We start from the raw sequence: 17718 nt of genomic DNA, 5'->3' as shown, positions 1-17718 counted from the left end.
GCGCGCGGCATGCGCGCCGATTCGCCTCGCCGCATACGAATGGCATGAAGCGAGGTCTCGCGTTCGCGTAATTTTATGCCCCGCACCCGGGTGCAGGGCATTCGAATCTTGCCTGAAGCAATTTTCGCCAAGGACGCTACACCAAAAATTGTGGGATTCTCGCAACAGCCACCCTGAATTCAACCTGACTCCTTTGACAGGGGACAAGGGTTAACGCATCACTCCGTCTGTTGGGACTGGGGTCATAGTCAACCTCACATTTCGTAACAGGTAACCGCGCAGCTAGGGGTGTGTGGTTTTCATCTGTGTGATGGGTTGGCGGTCGCAGTTCCAGTTGTCGCGACTGGAGTATGAAATGCGAAAGATTAATCACACGAAATTGAAGGGGCTCGCGCTTTCCGCATCGGTCCTTGCCATCGCCACCGGCGGTTCGGCCTTTGCTCAGGAGACACCGGAAGATTGCGCCGCGAACGAAGAGTTCGTCGGTGACGAGTGCGTTGTCCAGACGCCCGGCCCCGATGGTGTTGCCAACAATGCCAACGACACCGACGATGTCGTCGATGTGACCGACACCGGCGCCACCGGCCAGCAGAACGACGGCGCGATCATCGTGACCGGTTCGCGTATCCGCCGTCCCGACGCCTATTCGAGTATCTCGCCGCTGCAGGTGATCAACACCGACCGCGCGAACGATGCCGGCCTTTTCGACCCCAGCCAGATCCTGCAGCGCGACGAAGCTGCCACGGGTACGCAGATCGACTCGACCTTCACCGGCTACGTGCTCGACAACGGTCCGGGTAACCAGACGGTCAACCTGCGCGGCCTCGGTGCCGACCGCACCCTGCTGATGGTCAATGGCCGCCGTCTCGCACCTTCGGGTGTGGGTGGTTCGCCGACTGCGCCGTCGATCAACCTCCTGCCGTCCTCGCTGATCGAACGTGTCGACCTGCTGCTCGACGGTGCTTCGTCGGTCTACGGTTCGGACGCCGTGGCCGGTGTGGTCAACGTCATCCTCAAGAAGGATTTCGACGGCCTCGAGCTTTACGGCAGCGGCAGCTACAATCCCGAAGGCGCTGGCGACGATTACACGGTCGCAGCCGGCTGGGGTAAGAACTTCGACCGCGGCTTCTTCGGCATCGGCGCCGAATACGATTTCCGTGAGCGCATCCGTTCGCGCGATCGTGATTTCCTTGCCGGTTGTACGACCGAATATGAAGAAACCACCACGGGCGAAATCCGCACTGCGGAAGTCAGCGACCGCGTCGACACGCTGGTCGACAGCGGCGGCACCATCACCCGCCCCGACAACGAGTGTAGCCGCCAGGGCTACGGCCTCCGCGGCGGTATCGTGACGCAGGACTATTTCGGCGTCATCTATTACACCCCGGGCGAGAGCAACACGGGCGTTCCGAACTTCACGGAATCGCGCACGTTCTTCGGCCAGGACACCGACACCGACGGTGATGGCATCGCGGACATCATCTACTCCGACTTCAGCACCAACGGCACCTTCCAGAACCTCGAGCTCCAGCCGGAGCAGCAGCGCTGGAACGTAATGGCTTACGGTGAGTACGAACTCGGCGGCGATGCCAACATCACGCCCTTCTTCGAAGCCCTGTTCACCAAGGTGGATATCGAATCGGTCGATAACCGCGCGATCGGTTACCAGATCGAGGTTCCCGCAACGAACCAGTTCAACCCGTGTAACCCGTACCAGCCGAGCGGCGTCGACTGTTTCGACGCTTCGACGCAGTTCAACTTCGGACTGTCGTTCTATCCGTTCCTGATCGACGGACCGGTTGCTGCCCGCGGTGTTATCCGTGGCGACCGCAACAATTACGACGTCGACATGGAACAGTATCGCGGCGTGCTCGGTGTTCGCGGCGACCTTCCATTCATCTCGCCGAGCTGGACCTTCGAAGTCGCCGGTACCTACACCAAGTCGATCGGTAAGTCCTCGGCTGTCGGCCTGCGCGAAGACAAGCTTGCCTTCGCCCTGGGTATCGACCCGACGCGCGACGCAAATGGCGACGGCGTGGTCGACAACGACGGTGACGGCATTGCCGACGAATTCGACTCGACCCAGTCCTACGGTGCGCTGTTCGGCTATCCGGCCGCAGGCACGCCGTGCGACACCTCGATCCTGTCCAACCCGGACACGATTTCGCCCGATCTGCTCGATGGCTGTGTGCCGGTGAACCTCTTCTCGCCGACCATCCTTGGCTATGCTGTCGGTGATTTCGCCACGCAGGCAGAGCGCGACTACCTCTTCGGTGTGCGTTCGTCGGACACCACCTACGAGCAGACGGTCCTTTCGGCCTTCGCAACGGGTGACCTGTTCGAACTGCCCGCCGGTCCGGTTGGTGCCGTGGTCGGTGTCGAATGGCGCGAAGACTCGATCGACTCGACGACCAACTTCGTCACCGGCAACGGCCTGTGGCTGAACTTCAACTCGGACAAGGGCGCCACGGGTTCCAAGTGGATCCGCGAAGCCTACGCCGAAGTCGACGTTCCGCTGCAGGCGGACAAGCCCTTCGTACGCGACCTGCGTCTGAACCTGGCTGCCCGTCTGACCGACGAGGAATTCTACGGCACGGCCGGGACCTACTCGATCAAGGCTGGCTGGCGTCCGGTGGATCCGCTGCTGCTGCGCTTCAGCTATGGTACGTCGTTCCGCGCACCGAACCTGCGTGAGAACTTCCTCACCAACACCACGGGCTTCCTCAGCGTGATCGACCCCTGCGCAATCCCGACCGAGGCCTTCGTGGTCCCGGCAGGTTCGCCGGCCGGTACGCAGCCATCCTACGATCCGACCCTCGATCCACGTGAGGATTTCGTCCTCGCGAACTGTGTTCGTGAAGGTCGCGATCCGACCAGCATCGGTATCAACCCGAACGGTCGCGTGCTTTCGGTCACCCAGATCGCCAGCCTCGAAGTCAACCAGACCGGTAGTCTCGACCTCGAGCCGGAAACCTCGCGTTCGATTACCGCAGGCTTCGCTTTCGAGCAGAGCTTCGGTGGCTTCGACGTCTCGCTGTCGAGTTCCTACTACGACATCAAGATCGACGATTCGGTGGTCGAACTCAGCCCGGCGCTGGCGGTTTCGGAGTGTTACGAGCGTGAAGGCCCCCGCAGCCAGTTCTGCGATGGTCTCCAGGACAACCCGGCCTCGGCCGGTAGCCTTGGCCTCCTCACGTCGAGCACGGTTGGCTTCGTCAACCTCGACAAGCAGGCGGTTCGCGGTGCTGACTTCAACGCCGCTGTCGACAAGGAAATCGAACTCGGTGGCCAGGTCGTCGACCTCGGCATCGACCTGCGCGCCAACCACCTGATCGAGCGCAGCACCACGTTCCTCGATTTCGATGGCAACGCGTTCTACGATCGTGACGAAGGCGAATTCGGTCTTCCCGAATGGGCTGGCCGCGGTACCTTCACCGCCGAAGTCGGTCGCTTCCTGTTCACCTGGCAGACCCGCTGGGTCGGCGAGCAGAGCGTCCCCGAAGAATTCCGCGACGAGTTCGCCGATGCCTTCGGTTACGGCCCGGACGGTGAGTTCATCGACGAAAACGGCAACGGCATCCCCGACTTCGAAGGCAAGACCTGTACCGGTGGCGGTTCGCGTGACGCGGACGGCAACCCTGACGGTGTTGTCGAAGGTGACGGCGTCTACTGTCGCGGCATCGGCTGGACAGACGACTGGTTCGAGCACGCTGCTTCGATCCGTTACAACGGCGACGACTTCACCCTGCGCTTCGGTGTCTCGAACCTGTTCGACACGGCTCCGCCGCGCGTCGACTGCCGTGAAGTCGGCCTGTGTCGTTCGAACATCCCGCTGGGTGGTACGTACAACCTCGACGGCCGTGAATTCTTCGCTTCGGCAGAATTCCGCTTCTAAACCGAACCAGGCATTAGCCTGACAAACAGCGGCTCCGCTTCGGCGGGGCCGCTTTTTTGTGTGCTCGAGGTAGACCGGCGGCGGTCGCGGGATTGGCCCTGCGATACAGCGGCGATTTGCCACGCCTCGTGTTCGATGGCCCCCGGGCGGTCGACCTGGAATGGCCTTGATAGTGAGCGCTCGAGCAATCCTTCGAGCTGGCAGGGGGGGGGGAGCCTGTTCGCGGCTGGCGTTGCGCGCCCAGAGCGGGTCCGCGAGAGGGCTGGCGCACGACGCTCGAGATCAGCTTTGCGGCGTATCCGCGAAGACGGGAGCAGGCCTGAATGCGGCATCCTGCGCACTATCGGTGCGGTTGCGGGTTCGCGGACATCGCTTGTCAGGCCTGCCGACGAAGCAACGGCGGCGAGGTTGCTCGCCTGGCATCGGAAACACGGTGCACAAGCCCTGTGGGGCCTGGATAGGAAGCGAATGCGCGCTCGCCCGCCATGGAGAGCAGCACTGGACGTGGGGGCGGCGGCTGATGCTGGTGTGAGAGGCCTTGTGGGCTGCTGCCCCGTTAGAGGATTCACCCTTCGCAGGAGCTCCCCAAAGTAGTCCCTGACATGATCACGCGCCTCGAATGCAGCGGGTGGACAGCGCGCCTGTGCGCCACCGATGACTATATCGAGTGGTCTGATCTTGCCCAGCGGCGGTGGGGAGGCCGGAAGGTCCCATGCCAGAAGGTGGTCAGCAAGCGCAGCAGGTCATGCTGTTGGCGGGCAGGGGAGGTGTGCGGCACCCGCGCCTGCGCGCCCCTTGCACGAAAAAAGGGCGGGGATTGCTCCCCGCCCTTCTTCTTTAGCCAATGATCGGCTGGAAATTAGTCCAGCGAGATCTTGAAGCCGGCGTAGTAACGACGACCCAGCGGATCGTAGGTACCCGTGTCGGTTTCCATACCGGCGACCATCAGGCCACCAGCATAGACCGGCGAGTTGTCCGTGACGTTGTCGACACCGACGTAGAATTCGTGGCGGTCGGTGACGTTCCAACGTGCCTGGAGGTCCAGGTAGAACTCATCGTGCCAGCGATAGTCTTCGTAGCCTTCGTCGAAGCGCGTCACACCCGTGAGCTGGTCGTCGAGGTACGACGGACCATAGTAGGTGCCGGTTGCTGCGAGGGTCACGTCACCAAGGCCGAGGAAGACCTGCGAGGTGAAACGATCCTTGGCGTAGCCGACTTCGCCGTCCTGCAGGTCGAGCGGCTCTTCGTCCGTGTCCTGCAGCTGGTCGATGTACTGCTCGATCAGGTGGGTGTAGGCGAAGCTGATACGCAGGTCGGCGTCTTCGTTGATGAAGCCGAGACCCGTGTTGTAGTTCACCTTGACGTCGATACCTTCGGTCTTCAGGCCACCCGAGTTGAGCGAGGACGTGTTAACCTCGTCAAGCGAACCGGCGCTGTAAGGACCTTCGGCGAATTCACGACGCGTAACGAACTGGTCGCAAAGTGCCGTGTTACCTTCGGTGTAGCACTGGTTCAGGATGAACTGACGGCTGGTCGGCTGAATGTAGTCGGCGACTTCGATGTTGAAGTAGTCGACGGTCAGCGTCAGGTTTTCAAGCGCCGGGATGAAGGTCGGGTTGAGGACCACACCAGCGGTGAAGGTCTTACCCGTTTCTTCGTTCAGGAGCGGGTTACCACCGTCGAAGCCGGTGACGCCCTGCACGTCCGAGGTGCCGTTCAGCGTGAACACGCCGCCGTTGGCTGCCGCGTTGTTGCGGACACCCGGGTCGGCGAAGCAGGCGGTGCCGAGGACCGAACCGTCATCCGTCGCGCCCGAGCACGGGTCGGTCAGGGTCGGGTAGGTCTGGCTCAGGCCTGCGAACAGCTCGTTGATGTTCGGTGCACGAACGGTTTCGGCGTACATCGCACGGAAGCGAAGATCCGGAGTAACCGCGATTTCACCGCCAGCGTTCCAGCTGAAGGTCTGACCAACGGTGCTGTAGTCCGAAATACGGGCAGCGCCGCGGATCGACACGTCATAGAGGAACGAGTCCTGCATGAGCGGGATCTTGCCTTCGATGTAGGCTTCCTTGACGTCGAACTCACCGACGGTCGGCGGCAGGGCGTTACCTGCGTTCAGGCCGCGCTGCGAAAGCACGTCCCAAACCGACGACGATTCTTCCTTACGGTATTCGACACCGGTCGTAACCTGGATCGGGTCGATGTCGCTGTAGAGAGCGAACAGGTCGCCACCAACGAAGGCACCGATCTGCATCTGGCTGACGTCAGCGTTGTAGCTCGTGGGAGCTTCAAGGTAGGCCAGCGATTCGGGCGAGAGCGACTCACGACCGAAGATGTTGGCCGGCTGACAGCCTGCGTCACGTGCAGCAGCATCGGCACAGATGAAGGTCGTGCCGGTCGGATCGCTGGGATCGGGGATGATCGCCAGTGCCTGGCGCAGGGCCGGGGTGTTGATCTGGCCGGTACCGAGCTGGATCTGCTTGGTCTTGCCGTAGTTGAAGAACGTTTCGTAGTTCCAGCTATCGGTGATGTCGCCGCGCATGCCGAGAACGATACGGAAGGTATCGCGATCTGCACTTGCGTTACGCGGACCGAACGAGGTCAGACGCTTGGTGACATAGATGTCACGAAGGCCGTCGCCGTTGGTGTCGCTGGCATCGTTGTAGATGGCATCGGGAACGAACGGGTTACGGAAGATCGTGCCGTCGTCGAGCATGGTTTCGATCGGGATCTGACCGTCCGAGTATGCATCAGCCGAAGCGAAGGGGAACGGTTCGACGTTCGATTCCACTGCGGTGTTGATGTAGCTTCCCTGCAGGAAGAACTCGTGGTTGTCCGCAATGTCGTAGGTCGCATTGGCGGTGAGCATGAAGCGCTCCGTCGGTGCGGCCAGATAGCGGAAGAAGGTACGGTTGAAGCCGGTCGGGCCGACACCGCTGTAAACACCGTCACCCGAAGTACAGGTGGTGCCGTTGGTCGTGGTACAACCCTGCAGCACGCCGTTCGGAGCGTAGGTGAACGAGTAGTTGTCGGTGAAGTAGGTGCCGTAGGGCGAGTAGCTCGAGTAGAACGGCTCGACGACGTCCTGGTAGTCACCACCGAAGTAGAGAGCGCTCAGGCTGTCGCGTTCCGACGGACCTGCTTCGGTCTTGTGGTCACGCAGGTAGGCGGTGCCTTCGTAGCTGTAGCCAGCGAAGAGCGTCGCGTTACCGCGGCCGTCTGCGAAGTTCGAACCCATGGTCACGCCAAGGGTGTACTCGGGGCTGTCACCGACTTCGGTAACACCAGCCGAACCTTCGACATCGAAGCCTTCAAAGTCATCCTTGAGGATGAAGTTGATGACGCCGGCCACAGCGTCCGAACCGTAAATTGCCGAACCCGAACCCGAGGTCAGGATGTCGACGCGGTCGATGAGCGCGGTGGGAATGGCGTTGAGGTCGACTGCCGACGAACCCGGGACACCCGAAACGTGACGGCGGCCGTCGACGAGGATCAGGGTGCGGCTGATGCCGAGGTTGCGAAGGTCAACGGTCGAGAGGCCGGTGCCGCTGGTGCTGAACGAGGTGTTCGTACGCGAGAAGCTCGGCGTACCCATGACCGGGTCACGGAGCAGCGTTTCCTGGATGTTGACGGCGCCGGTCGATTCGATCGACTGTTCGCCGATGACCGTAACCGGTGCGACCGTGTCGAACGAGGTCGTCTGGATACGCGAACCGGTAACAACGATCGGTTCCGGTGCGTCGGCTACCGTATCGTCCTCGACATCCTGCGCCATGACCGGCTGGGCCATGAGCGCGATGCCAAGCGCGGTCGGCGCTGCAGCGAGCTTGAGCTTGCTATGCATCTTCATGTGATAAGTTTCCTCTTTAATCCAAGGCCCCCACACCGGTTCATCCGGCAATGGAGGTTTCTTGAGATACCTCCCGCTGTTGGACGCACTGATGGCGCTTCCCCCTGCGGATGAGGGCATTTGCCTGTAGCGCGCCCCGAAACGCAAAGATTTTGTAACAAAAGAGGCAAGACTCCGTGGCGGTGTTGCCATTTAGTCACAAGCGTTACGAACGCAGGAAAATTGCGGGGGAAACGGTTTATCGTGAAGGTTAAGGCGTTTGTGCAATCCTATGCACGGATCGACGCTGCAACATGCGACCTCCCCTTGACGTAAACGGAAAGCGCAAATAGGCCCACGGCAACATCTACCCAGAGAGGATTCTCCATGCCCGAAGCCTATATCGTCGAAGCCGTCAGGACCGCAGGCGGACGCCGTGGAGGCAGGCTTGCCGGCGTGCATCCGGTCGACCTCGCGGCCAAGTCTCTCGACGCCGTGATGGAGCGTTCGGGGCTGGAAGCGAAAGCGATCGACGATGTCGTCATGGGCTGTGTCAGCCAGGGCGGCGAACAGGCGATGCAGGTGGGACGCAACGCCGTCCTTGCCTCGAAGCATCTGGGCGAAGGCGTTCCTGCCGTCACCATCGACCGTCAGTGCGGCTCCTCGCAACAGGCCATCCAGTTTGCCGCGCAGGCGGTGATGAGCGGGACTCAGGATGTCGTCATCGCCAGCGGGGTCGAAAGCATGACCCGCGTGCCGATGGGCTCGACCGCGATGTTCCACATGAAGGAGGGGCTGGGGAACTACAAATCGCCCGGTCTCGAAGAGAAATACCCCGGTATCCAGTGGTCGCAGTTCATGGGCGCCGAGATGATCGTCAAGAAGCACGGCTTCACCAAGGACGACCTAGACCGCTTCGCGCTGGCGAGCCACCAGAAGGCCATCGAAGCCACCCGTGCGGGCGCGTTCGAGGCGGAAATCGTGCCGGTCGAGATCGAGACGCCCGAAGGCACCGAGATGCACACGGTGGACGAGGGCATTCGTTTCGACGCGACGCTTGAAAGCATCCAGTCGGTCAAGCTGCTGAGCCCCGAGGGCACCATCACGGCCGCCTCGAGCAGCCAGATTTGCGACGGGTCGAGCGCGGTGCTGGTGGTCAGCGAGAAAGCCCTCAAGGAATACGGCCTCACGCCGCTCGCGCGCATTCACAACCTCACTGTCACTGCGGGCGACCCGGTCATCATGCTCGAAGAGCCGCTGTTCGCGACCGACCGCGCCCTGGAGCGGGCGGGAATGACAATTTCCGACATCGACCTGTTCGAAGTCAACGAAGCCTTCGCGCCCGTGCCGCTCGCATGGCTCAAGCACACCGGAGCGGACCCGGAAAAGCTCAATGTCAACGGCGGCGCTATTGCGCTCGGCCATCCCTTGGGTGCATCGGGCACCAAGCTCATGGCCACGCTGGTCCACGCGCTGAAGGCGCGCGGCAAGAAATACGGCCTCCAGACGATGTGCGAAGGCGGCGGTGTCGCCAACGTCACTATCGTAGAGGCGCTTTAATTATCCCCATTCGAGAGGAAATCTGAAATGGAAGTCAGCAGCAATACCCCCGCAGTCGTCACCGGCGGCGCATCGGGCCTTGGTGAAGCCACCGCCCGCGCCATCGCAGCCAAGGGTGCCAAGGTCGCCATCTTCGACATGAACGAAGAAAAGGGCGAGGCGGTCGCCAAGGACATCGGCGGCATCTTCTGCAAGGTCAATGTGATGAGCGACGAGGACGTCGACGCCGGTTTCGCCAAGGCGCGCGAAGCGCACGGACAGGAACGCATCCTCGTCAACTGTGCCGGCATCGGCAACGCCATCAAGACCGCCAAGCGCGACAAGCAGACCGGCGAAATCAGCCACTTCCCGATGCAGGCCTTCGAATTCGTCATCCAGGTGAACCTCATCGGCACCTTCCGCTGCATCGCCAAATCGGCAGCGGGCATGATGACGCTGGACCCGCTGAACGACGACGGCGCGCGCGGCGCGATCGTCAACACCGCCTCGGTGGCCGGTGAAGACGGCCAGATCGGCCAGGCCGCCTATTCGGCATCGAAGGGCGGCGTGATCGGCATGACGCTGCCCATCGCACGCGACCTGATGAATGAGGGCATCCGCGTGAACACCATCCTGCCGGGCATCTTCAACACCCCGCTGATGAACGCTGCCCCGCCGCAGGTGAAGGACGCGCTGGCCGCTTCGGTCCCGTTCCCCAAGCGCCTCGGCAATCCGAGCGAATACGCGCAGCTCGCCATGACCATGATCGAGTGCGACTATTTCAACGGCGAAGACGTCCGTCTCGACGGCGCAATCCGCATGGCGCCGCGTTAAGCGCCGCAAGTTCGCCTGAACAAGCAAACGCCGCCCGCCCCAAACTTGGAACGGGCGGCGTTTTGCGTTTGGTCGAGGCCGTTTAGTAGGCCGTTTCCATCATCTTTATCGAGCCGGTCCACTCGTCCTGCTCGGCCGCGTCGGCGAGCAACTGCGCCACATCGCCGCGCGCCGCCTTGCCCTTGGGGTCGACGTCATCGCCCAGCATCACCGAGCCAGTCGGCCCGTCATCGGTGAGCGCGACCGGGCGCAGGATGGCGTATTCGAGACTGCTTTGCTTCAGGTGTTCGTCGGCGGCGTGTTTCGCCTCGAGATAATGCGCAAGGTCGCTGTCGGGGTCGGGATTGTCCGCGCCGACCGAACTCAGCATCACGAAGCGGCGAACGTCGCTTTTGTCGGCAATGTCGATGAGCTTGATAGCGCCATCGCGGTCGACCTTGTCGGTCATTTCTGCGCTCGTGTCGCCGCCCGACCCGGCGGCGAAAATCACCACTTCGCAGCCGTCGGTGACGTCGTCCTGAAGGTCGGTCAGATCACCTTCGCGAAGCGTGACATCTTCGGGCAAATCGCTGGTGTCCGAAGATGAACGGACCAGCGCAACGGTGTCATGGCCGCGGCTTTGAAGCTCCCTGACCAGCCGCGTGCCGGTGTTGCCGGTGGCTCCGGCGACGAGTATTTTCATGATTGTCTCCTGTGTTGCCGGATGAACCGGTCACAGGCGGGCCTGTTCCTCGCGTAATCCAGGCTCAGGCCTGGCCGAGGTCCTGGAGCAATTCGCGGAACCAGCTCTGCGTCACGTCGAACGCCTTGCCGCCCTTGATGCGGTCGAACTCGATGACGCGCAGATCGTCGCCGCGCTCCTCGTCATGGCCGACCACGCCGCTGGTGCCTTCGAGCGCAGCATCGACGGCGAGGCGGGTGCAATGGGCAATCAGTTCGCGGTCCGATGCGTTGGCAGGGGCCGAGCGGGAGAAGTAGCCGCTCTTCTGCACCAGCACCTTTTCCGCGCCCAGTTCTGCCGCAAAACGGTCCGCCAGCCACTGGCCCGGATTGATCTTGTCGAGCTTCACATGGCCGAAGGCATCGCGGGGGACCTCTTCGCCTGCAGCCTCCATCTCGGCGATGATTTCACGCGCGCCGGCCCCTTCGGAAACGAACAGGTTGACCCCGCCATGTTCGTCCATGATGCCGCGCAGGCGTTCGGTTTCGGTTGCCAGATCGAAAGCACGTTCCGGGATATAGACCCCGTGCACGTCCCAGCGCGCGGCGGCATTGTCGACCCATTCGGCAAACGGCGCGGTGCCGACCCATTCATGGTGTGCGCGGGCAGTGGCAGCGGTCAGCCATCCGCAGTTCCTGCCCATCACTTCGTGCACGATGAGCATGTTCGGATTGGCGGAAAATTCGGCGATGATGTTGCGGGCATAGAGCGCGCCCTGCTCGGCAGCGGTCCATGCGCCCAATGACTGGCGGATTGGTACGACGTCGTTGTCGATGGTTTTGGGCAGGCCGACCACGGTAAGGTCCGAACCGATTGCCGCAAGATGCGCCTTCAGGTCGGCGGCGGCGGTGTTGGTGTCGTCCCCGCCGATGGTGTGGAGGATGTCGACGCCGTCGCGCTTCAGCTGCTCGGCGGCCACCGCCAGAGGGTCCTCGCCTTCCTTGACCAGACCGCGCTTCACGCAGTCCTCGACATTGGTGAGCTTGACGCGGCTGTTGCCGATGGGGCTGCCGCCGAAGGCGTGGAGGCGGCCCGCATTGGCGCGCACCTCGTCGGTGGCTTCGATCAAGTTGCCCGTCAGCAAGCCGGCATAGCCGTTGCGATAGGCGACGATGCGCACATCGGGCGCGATTTCGCTGTACCGCTCGATGAGCCCCCCGACAGCGGAGGACAGGCAGGGCGCAAGGCCCCCGGCGGTGAGCATGGCTACGGTTTTCTCTCCCATGGCGGACTTGTGGCAAGGGTAGGGGACGAAGGCCAGAGCCGCCTCGAATGACTACGAATGCAAAGGCGGCGCTTTCCTACCGGCAAGCCTACGCTTACCCCTCATCCACCTGCCCTGCTTTGCGCAATGTGCGAGAGGGATGGATTTTGCCGCAGGACCGTGTTCCAAGTGTTCCATCCTGAGGGGACCGAAGGAGAGAAATCCCAATGACCGACTTCACGCAAATCAAGCTCGACATCGCCGATGGCATTGCCACGGTGACGCTCCACCGGCCCGAGAAGATGAATGCCTTCACCCGCGTGATGATGCAGGAATTCATCGAGGCGCTCGACGTGACCGATGCCGACGACAGCGTGCGTGCGGTCATCGTCACGGGCCACGGCGACCGTGCCTTCTGCGCCGGGGCCGATTTGAGACCCGAGGGCGGTGGGCACGTCTTCTCCGATCCCAATCCGGTCGAGGATCTTTCCGACGAGCGCGTGCGCGACGGGGGCGGGCGGCTGGTCTTGCGGCTGTTCAATTCGATGAAGCCGCTGATAGGCGCCTGCAACGGCGTTGCGGTGGGCGTTGGCGCGACGATGCAGCTGCCGTTCGATATCCGCCTTTGCAGTGACAATGCGCGTTTCGGCTTCGTATTTGCCCGGCGCGGCATCACGCCCGAGGCGGCTTCCAGCTGGTTCCTCCCGCGGCTGGTCGGCATGCAGACCGCGCTCGAATGGTGCATGACGGGCCGCGTGTTCGACGCCGCCGAGGCCAAGGAGCGCGGGCTGGTGCGCTCGGTCCACCCGCAGGCAGAGCTGATGGATGCGGCCGTGGGGCTGGCGCGCGAAATCGCCGACAACACTTCTGCCGTTTCGGTCAGCATGACCCGCGCGATGCTGTGGCGCCTGTCTGCCACCGAGCATCCGATGATGGCGCACAGGATCGACAGCCGCTCCATCTATCGCCTGAGCCGGAGTGCCGATGCCAAAGAGGGTATCGCAAGCTTCCTCGAGAAGCGTTCGCCCGCCTATCCCGACACTGTCAGCGAGGACATGCCCGACTTCTATCCCTGGTGGGACGAGCCGGGCTTCGAGTAGTTGCAAGTGTAATAGTCACAGGCGAAACCTTGCCAAGTGCGACAAGCGGGTTACAGCTAGGCGTCATGACTGCACGCAAGCCCGCCAAGCGCCTCGCCGACTTCCTGCCCTACCAGCTCTCGGTCGCGTCCAACGCGGTCTCGACCCGGATTGCAGAGCAGTATCGCAAGCGTTTCGCGCTGAAGACCACCGAGTGGCGCATCATGGCGGTGCTGGGCGATAGCGGGCCGACCACGCAGCGCGAGCTGTCGCAGATGACGCTGATGGACAAGGTGCCGGTCAACCGCGCCTGCAAGACGCTGGAAAGCCGCGGGCTCGCGGAGCGCAAGCCCAATGCGAAAGACGGTCGCTCGCACCTCCTCGAACTCACGGCAGAGGGCAGGGCGGTGCACGCCGGCATCATGCCGCTGGCGCTGGCCATCGAGGAAGAGCTGTTCTCGGTCCTCAACGAGGAAGAGCAGGCGCAGATGCGCGACATGCTGGCGCGCCTGCGCGAAAATGCCGGGGACTTCGATGCAGAAAGCCTCGCCGACTAGGACAGTCGGCGAGGCCCTCGCTTCCTTCGGTTTTCTGCCTTCCGGCTGCCTTGCCTACATCGAGAAGGCGTCGGCAATCGAACAGGCTGCGGGTCCGAGGATGAAGATGAACAGGACCGGCAGGATGAACATGATCAGCGGGATGGTCATGATGGCCGGCAGGCGGGCTGCCTTTTCTTCTGCACGCATCATGCGCTCGTTACGGAATTCCGCCGAGAGCACGCGCAGTGCCGATGCTAGCGGCGTACCGTAGCGTTCGGTCTGGATCATGGTCGTGACCACGCCCTTCACCGCTTCGAGGTTCACGCGATAGGCGAGATTGTCGAAGGCCTTCTTGCGTTCGTTGAGGAATGAGAGCTCGATGGCGGTCAGCGCGAATTCGTCGCCGAGTTCAGGATAGGCGCGGCCCAGTTCCTTGGCCACGCGGTTGAACGCGGCGTCGACGGTCAGGCCGGCCTCGGCGCAAATGACCAGCAGGTCGAGCGCGTCGGGAAGGCCCTTGCGGATGGCATCGGTGCGCTTGTTGGCGATATTCTTGAGATAGATCTCCGGTCCCTTGTAGCCGATGAAGACCGCAGCCGACAGCGCTGCAACACGCTTGAATTCCCAGTCGGGGAAGATCTCGACGACATAGAGCAGGATGGCGGCGACCATGCCGAGGATGATCGGCGCGACCATGCGCAGGCCGATCAGCAGGACGGCGACTTCCTTGTTGCGGAAACCGGCCCAGGCCAGCTTCTGCTGCATCATTTCGACCTGGCTCGCCTGCAGGACCTTCATGTCCTTGAGCGTGTCGCGCACCTTGTCGGTGGTGCCCGACTTGCGCACGAGGCTGGTGCGCTTCTTGGCGCTGGCCGTGACGAGGCCGAGTTTGAGTTCCTCGCGCCGTCCCTCGAGCGCTTTCACGCGCTTCTGCATCGGATCCTTGATCGTGACCGCGGTGTAGATGGCGAAGAGCACCGCCATTGCCGCGATCCCGGCAAGGATCGAACCGACGAGGATGACGTCGAAACCTAGGAGCGTTGGGCCGGATTCCATGATTTTTTGATCCCTCGGTCGGTTAGATTTCGAAGCTGACCATCTTGGCCATGATGAAGGCGCCGATGCTCATCCAGACAAGCCCGCCGATGCCCGCCACGATGAGGCGGTCGTCGGTGAAGAAGCCACCGAGATAGCCCGGGTTCACCCACCAGATGAGCATGAAGACGATGAAGGGCAGGGCGCCGACGATGTAGGCGGAAGCTTTCGATTCCGAGCTCATCGCCTTGATCTTGAGCTTCATCTGCGAGCGTTTGCGCAGCACGTCGCCGAGGTTCGACAGCGTCTCGGCAAGGTTACCACCGGTTTCGCGCTGGATCGCGAGCGTGATGCAGAAGAAGTTGAATTCGGGGATGCCGAGGCGGTCGGCGGTTTCCTGGAGCGATTCCTCCATCGTGCGACCGATCTTGATACGCTCGACGATGCCCTTGAATTCCTCGCCCACGGGGCCGGGGACTTCCTGCGAGACCACGTTGAGGGTCTCGGTGACGGGCAGACCCGAGCGCAGGCCGCGTACGAGCAATTCGATAGCGTCGGCAAATTTCGTGTTGAACTTGTTGGTGCGGCTCTTGATTGCGCGTCCCACGATGAAGTGGGGGATACCCGCACCCGCAGCAACGCCGATTGCGAAGGACAGCGGCAGCGAGGCGGTGCGCAGGAACAGGACCACGGCCACGACCAGACCGACGCCGACGCAGGCGTAGGTATACTGGCTCAGCGTCCAGCCCTTGCCGGTCCGGTCGAGCCGCATAGCCAGCGCTTCGACGCGCGAGCCCGAACCCGCCTTGGTGAACTTCTTGGGCTTGCGCGCGGCAATCGCCTTCTTCAGCTGCGATTCCACCTTGGCGTCGGTGCTTTCCGAGTGACGGAAACGGACCTGCTGGAGACGGCGCTGGCTGGCCTTGGCGGCATTGGGGCCGGCGAAGGCTGCATATGCCAGGACGAGCAGGACCAGGACACCGCCAGCAAGCATCACAAGCTGTATCATGTTCATCTAACCTACTCCGTCCCGTGCGTTCAAAACTTCGAAATTGTGGGGGAAGGGCGGTTCCCGATGACCCGCCCTTCCTCTTTTTGCGTATCAGGCGTCGGCCTTGTCCTTCTTGCCGAGCAGACCCTTGAGGTCGAACCCGCCGGACTTCTTCTTGCCGCCGTCTTCGCCTTCGCCTTCACCGTCGGCATCGCCGAGGCCGATGATCTTGCTGGCGACCTGCTTGATGGCGCCGGAAACCTTGCTCGAGCCGTTGGCGTCGATGAAGGTCTTGCCGAGCTTGGCTGCCGCGCTGGCACCCTTCTGGTCGAAGGGGATGATGACATCGAGCTTGCGTTCGATCGAGGCTTCGAAATCGGCCTTGCTGATTTCGGCGGTGCCCGGCTGGACCTTGTTGGCGACGACCAGCGGGGTCACGTGACCGGCGTTGGCCTTGAGCCAGCTCAGCACGCGAATGGTGTCGCGGGCCGAAGCCAGCGTCATTTCGCAGACCACCACGCCGACATTCACGTCGTTGAGAACATGCGGGAAGTTGATCAGCATGTTGCGCGGCAAATCGACCAGCGTCATCTCGAAGGCATGGCGGAATTCTTCCTGCAGCTGCAGGAAGGCCGCGCCGTCGGTCATCAGCGGCGAGTTGATCGGAGCCTCGGCCGAGAGCAGGGCGAGGTTGTCGTTCGCGCGGATCATGGCGCGTTCGATGAACAGCCCGTCGATACGGCTGGGGTTGTCGATCGCGTCGGTCAGGCCGCGGCCCGGCTCGAGGTCGAGCGTGAGCGCGCCGGTGCCGAAGTGCACGTCGAGGTCGAGCAGTGCGGTCGGCATGCGCTTGTCGGCGCTGTAGTGCCAGGCGAGCGAGGTGGCGAGGGTGGAGGCACCCACACCGCCGCGCGTGCCGATGATCGCGGTCGAAATATGGCTCTTGACCGTTTCGGCTTCACCGCCGCGCGGTGCCGAGAAGACCTGCTGCGCTGCATTGAGCGAGTCGCGCAGGACCGAGGCCGACAGCGGCTTCAGGAGATAGTCGTGGATGCCGCTTGCGAGCAGGTCGCGATAGAGGCGCACGTCGTTGACCTGGCCGATGGCGATCACGACCGTGCCGGGTTCGCAAACCTCGGCCAGCGCGTTGATGTCGTTGAGCGGGTCGCCGCTTTCCGACAGGTCCACCATCAGGATGTTCGGGCTGGCCGAGACCGAGAGCGACTGGACGGCGTTACGCAGGCCGCCCTTGTTGCACTTCTCCGGCTGCCAGCCGAGTTCGATGACCACCGGGCGCAGGACGTCCAGCGCAGTCTCGTCGCAGATATAGGCAGCGAACGGGTCGCGGTTGCCGGGCATGCCGCCCGATTTGGAAAATCCGCTCATGACTTACTTGCCTCCTCCTGAGCTGGTGCTGACCTGCGGCAGTCCGGCCTTGCCGGTCGGCTCCTGGTCGCGGTAGGTTTCGATCGCCTTGGTGTGGGTGGTGACGATCGTCTCGCCCGAGCCCTGCTGGCCCACCACGAGATCTTCCGGATTGGCGACCATGGCAGCAAGGTTGCTGTTCACGGAGCAGCCGTAGTTCGGATTGGTCGAATTGAGTTCGTTCTCTTCGGCCGTGTGCGACCAGTCCGGGCAGCCCGGAACCGATGCGCTGGTACGCGTGATGATGACGCGCGCCTGGCCGGGATTGCCGGCACCGGCGGTAACCGGGGCGCCTTCGGCAACCATGATGCCATAGCGGCCGGCAATGGCAGCTACATCGTCGCGCACGGCGAGATTGGCACTGCCGTCGTCGATCGAAACACGGTCGCCATAGCGAAGGCCCATGCTCTCGAACCAGCCGGCAAGGCGCTGCTGCTCTGAAATGGGCAGGCCTTCACTGGTGGTGTTCACGTCGAGCACGTAGTTCGAACGTTCGACCACCGGCTGCTTGACGCTGTAGAGAGTGCGGTTGTCCATGTTGACGCCGCCGCATGCACCAAGCGTCAGGGCAAGCGAGACCGCCAGCGGAGCGGCGAGTTTGCGAGTGTTGATGGTACGCATTGTCCT

Annotated in this window: 12 protein-coding genes; 5 read left to right on the top strand and 7 right to left on the bottom strand. The window is 62.6% G+C overall.

The window, feature by feature from the left end; all coding sequences use genetic code 11:
* The first annotated feature begins 355 nt into the window (after window positions 1-355).
* Complete coding sequence (locus K3152_RS07130; protein WP_221573418.1) at window positions 356-3895, top strand: TonB-dependent receptor domain-containing protein; 3540 nt, start codon at window positions 356-358, stop codon at window positions 3893-3895.
* A gap of 859 nt (window positions 3896-4754) precedes the next feature.
* Here the strand turns inward: K3152_RS07130 and K3152_RS07125 are convergent.
* Window positions 4755-7745 (bottom strand): TonB-dependent receptor plug domain-containing protein, encoded by a 2991-nt coding sequence (locus K3152_RS07125; RefSeq protein ID WP_221573417.1) that lies wholly within the window; start codon window positions 7743-7745, stop codon window positions 4755-4757.
* Between the two features lie 366 nt (window positions 7746-8111).
* Between K3152_RS07125 and K3152_RS07120 the strand changes: the two genes are divergently transcribed.
* Window positions 8112-9284, top strand: a complete 1173-nt coding sequence (locus tag K3152_RS07120; protein WP_221573416.1) for an acetyl-CoA C-acetyltransferase — start codon at window positions 8112-8114, stop codon at window positions 9282-9284.
* A gap of 27 nt (window positions 9285-9311) precedes the next feature.
* Complete coding sequence (locus K3152_RS07115; protein WP_221573415.1) at window positions 9312-10097, top strand: SDR family NAD(P)-dependent oxidoreductase; 786 nt, start codon at window positions 9312-9314, stop codon at window positions 10095-10097.
* An 82-nt stretch (window positions 10098-10179) separates the two neighbouring features.
* On the opposite strand, the gene K3152_RS07110 is transcribed toward K3152_RS07115, so the two are convergent.
* Both K3152_RS07110 and K3152_RS07105 read right to left on the bottom strand, forming a co-directional pair.
* The gene (locus tag K3152_RS07110; RefSeq protein WP_221573414.1) at window positions 10180-10779 is read right to left on the bottom strand and encodes an SDR family oxidoreductase; all 600 of its coding nucleotides are present in this window, start codon (window positions 10777-10779) and stop codon (window positions 10180-10182) included.
* 64 nt (window positions 10780-10843) lie between these two features.
* Complete coding sequence (locus tag K3152_RS07105; protein ID WP_282098347.1) at window positions 10844-12043, bottom strand: pyrophosphate--fructose-6-phosphate 1-phosphotransferase; 1200 nt, start codon at window positions 12041-12043, stop codon at window positions 10844-10846.
* 206 nt (window positions 12044-12249) lie between these two features.
* On the opposite strand from K3152_RS07105, the gene K3152_RS07100 reads away from it, so the two are divergent.
* A complete protein-coding gene (locus tag K3152_RS07100; protein ID WP_221573412.1) occupies window positions 12250-13122 on the top strand; it encodes a crotonase/enoyl-CoA hydratase family protein in 873 nt (290 codons plus the stop codon).
* 65 nt (window positions 13123-13187) lie between these two features.
* Window positions 13188-13658: a MarR family winged helix-turn-helix transcriptional regulator gene (locus K3152_RS07095; protein ID WP_221573411.1), complete on the top strand. Its 471-nt coding sequence runs from the start codon at window positions 13188-13190 to the stop codon at window positions 13656-13658.
* A 54-nt stretch (window positions 13659-13712) separates the two neighbouring features.
* Here the strand turns inward: K3152_RS07095 and K3152_RS07090 are convergent, their stop codons facing one another.
* The 4 genes from K3152_RS07090 to K3152_RS07075 all read right to left on the bottom strand — a co-directional run bounded on the left by K3152_RS07090 (window position 13713) and on the right by K3152_RS07075 (window position 17712).
* On the bottom strand, window positions 13713-14696 hold the full coding sequence (locus tag K3152_RS07090) for a type II secretion system F family protein (RefSeq protein WP_221573410.1): 984 nt from the start codon (window positions 14694-14696) through the stop codon (window positions 13713-13715).
* A gap of 22 nt (window positions 14697-14718) precedes the next feature.
* Window positions 14719-15690 (bottom strand): type II secretion system F family protein, encoded by a 972-nt coding sequence (locus K3152_RS07085; protein WP_221573409.1) that lies wholly within the window; start codon window positions 15688-15690, stop codon window positions 14719-14721.
* An 87-nt stretch (window positions 15691-15777) separates the two neighbouring features.
* A complete protein-coding gene (locus K3152_RS07080) occupies window positions 15778-17052 on the bottom strand; it encodes a pilus assembly protein CpaE (RefSeq protein WP_221573408.1) in 1275 nt (424 codons plus the stop codon).
* Between the two features lie 3 nt (window positions 17053-17055).
* Complete coding sequence (locus tag K3152_RS07075) at window positions 17056-17712, bottom strand: CpaD family pilus assembly protein (protein ID WP_221573407.1); 657 nt, start codon at window positions 17710-17712, stop codon at window positions 17056-17058.
* Window positions 17713-17718 lie beyond the last annotated feature (6 nt).

This window comes from Qipengyuania polymorpha (assembly GCF_019711435.1).
GTDB lineage: Bacteria > Pseudomonadota > Alphaproteobacteria > Sphingomonadales > Sphingomonadaceae > Qipengyuania > Qipengyuania polymorpha.
Note: the sequence above shows the minus strand (reverse complement) of the source record. Positions and strands in the feature narration are given on the sequence as shown.

What these genes read in the sequence shown, in the direction of transcription:
- K3152_RS07130 (WP_221573418.1), top strand. Translation starts at nt 356, where the DNA reads ATGCGAAAGATTAATCACACGAAATTGAAGGGGCTCGCGCTTTCCGCA.
- K3152_RS07085 (WP_221573409.1), bottom strand. Translation starts at nt 15,690, where the DNA reads ATGAACATGATACAGCTTGTGATGCTTGCTGGCGGTGTCCTGGTCCTG.
- K3152_RS07100 (WP_221573412.1), top strand. Translation starts at nt 12,250, where the DNA reads ATGACCGACTTCACGCAAATCAAGCTCGACATCGCCGATGGCATTGCC.
- K3152_RS07105 (WP_282098347.1), bottom strand. Translation starts at nt 12,043, where the DNA reads ATGGGAGAGAAAACCGTAGCCATGCTCACCGCCGGGGGCCTTGCGCCC.
- K3152_RS07110 (WP_221573414.1), bottom strand. Translation starts at nt 10,779, where the DNA reads ATGAAAATACTCGTCGCCGGAGCCACCGGCAACACCGGCACGCGGCTG.
- K3152_RS07115 (WP_221573415.1), top strand. Translation starts at nt 9,312, where the DNA reads ATGGAAGTCAGCAGCAATACCCCCGCAGTCGTCACCGGCGGCGCATCG.
- K3152_RS07120 (WP_221573416.1), top strand. Translation starts at nt 8,112, where the DNA reads ATGCCCGAAGCCTATATCGTCGAAGCCGTCAGGACCGCAGGCGGACGC.
- K3152_RS07095 (WP_221573411.1), top strand. Translation starts at nt 13,188, where the DNA reads ATGACTGCACGCAAGCCCGCCAAGCGCCTCGCCGACTTCCTGCCCTAC.
- K3152_RS07080 (WP_221573408.1), bottom strand. Translation starts at nt 17,052, where the DNA reads ATGAGCGGATTTTCCAAATCGGGCGGCATGCCCGGCAACCGCGACCCG.
- K3152_RS07090 (WP_221573410.1), bottom strand. Translation starts at nt 14,696, where the DNA reads ATGGAATCCGGCCCAACGCTCCTAGGTTTCGACGTCATCCTCGTCGGT.
- K3152_RS07075 (WP_221573407.1), bottom strand. Translation starts at nt 17,712, where the DNA reads ATGCGTACCATCAACACTCGCAAACTCGCCGCTCCGCTGGCGGTCTCG.
- K3152_RS07125 (WP_221573417.1), bottom strand. Translation starts at nt 7,745, where the DNA reads ATGAAGATGCATAGCAAGCTCAAGCTCGCTGCAGCGCCGACCGCGCTT.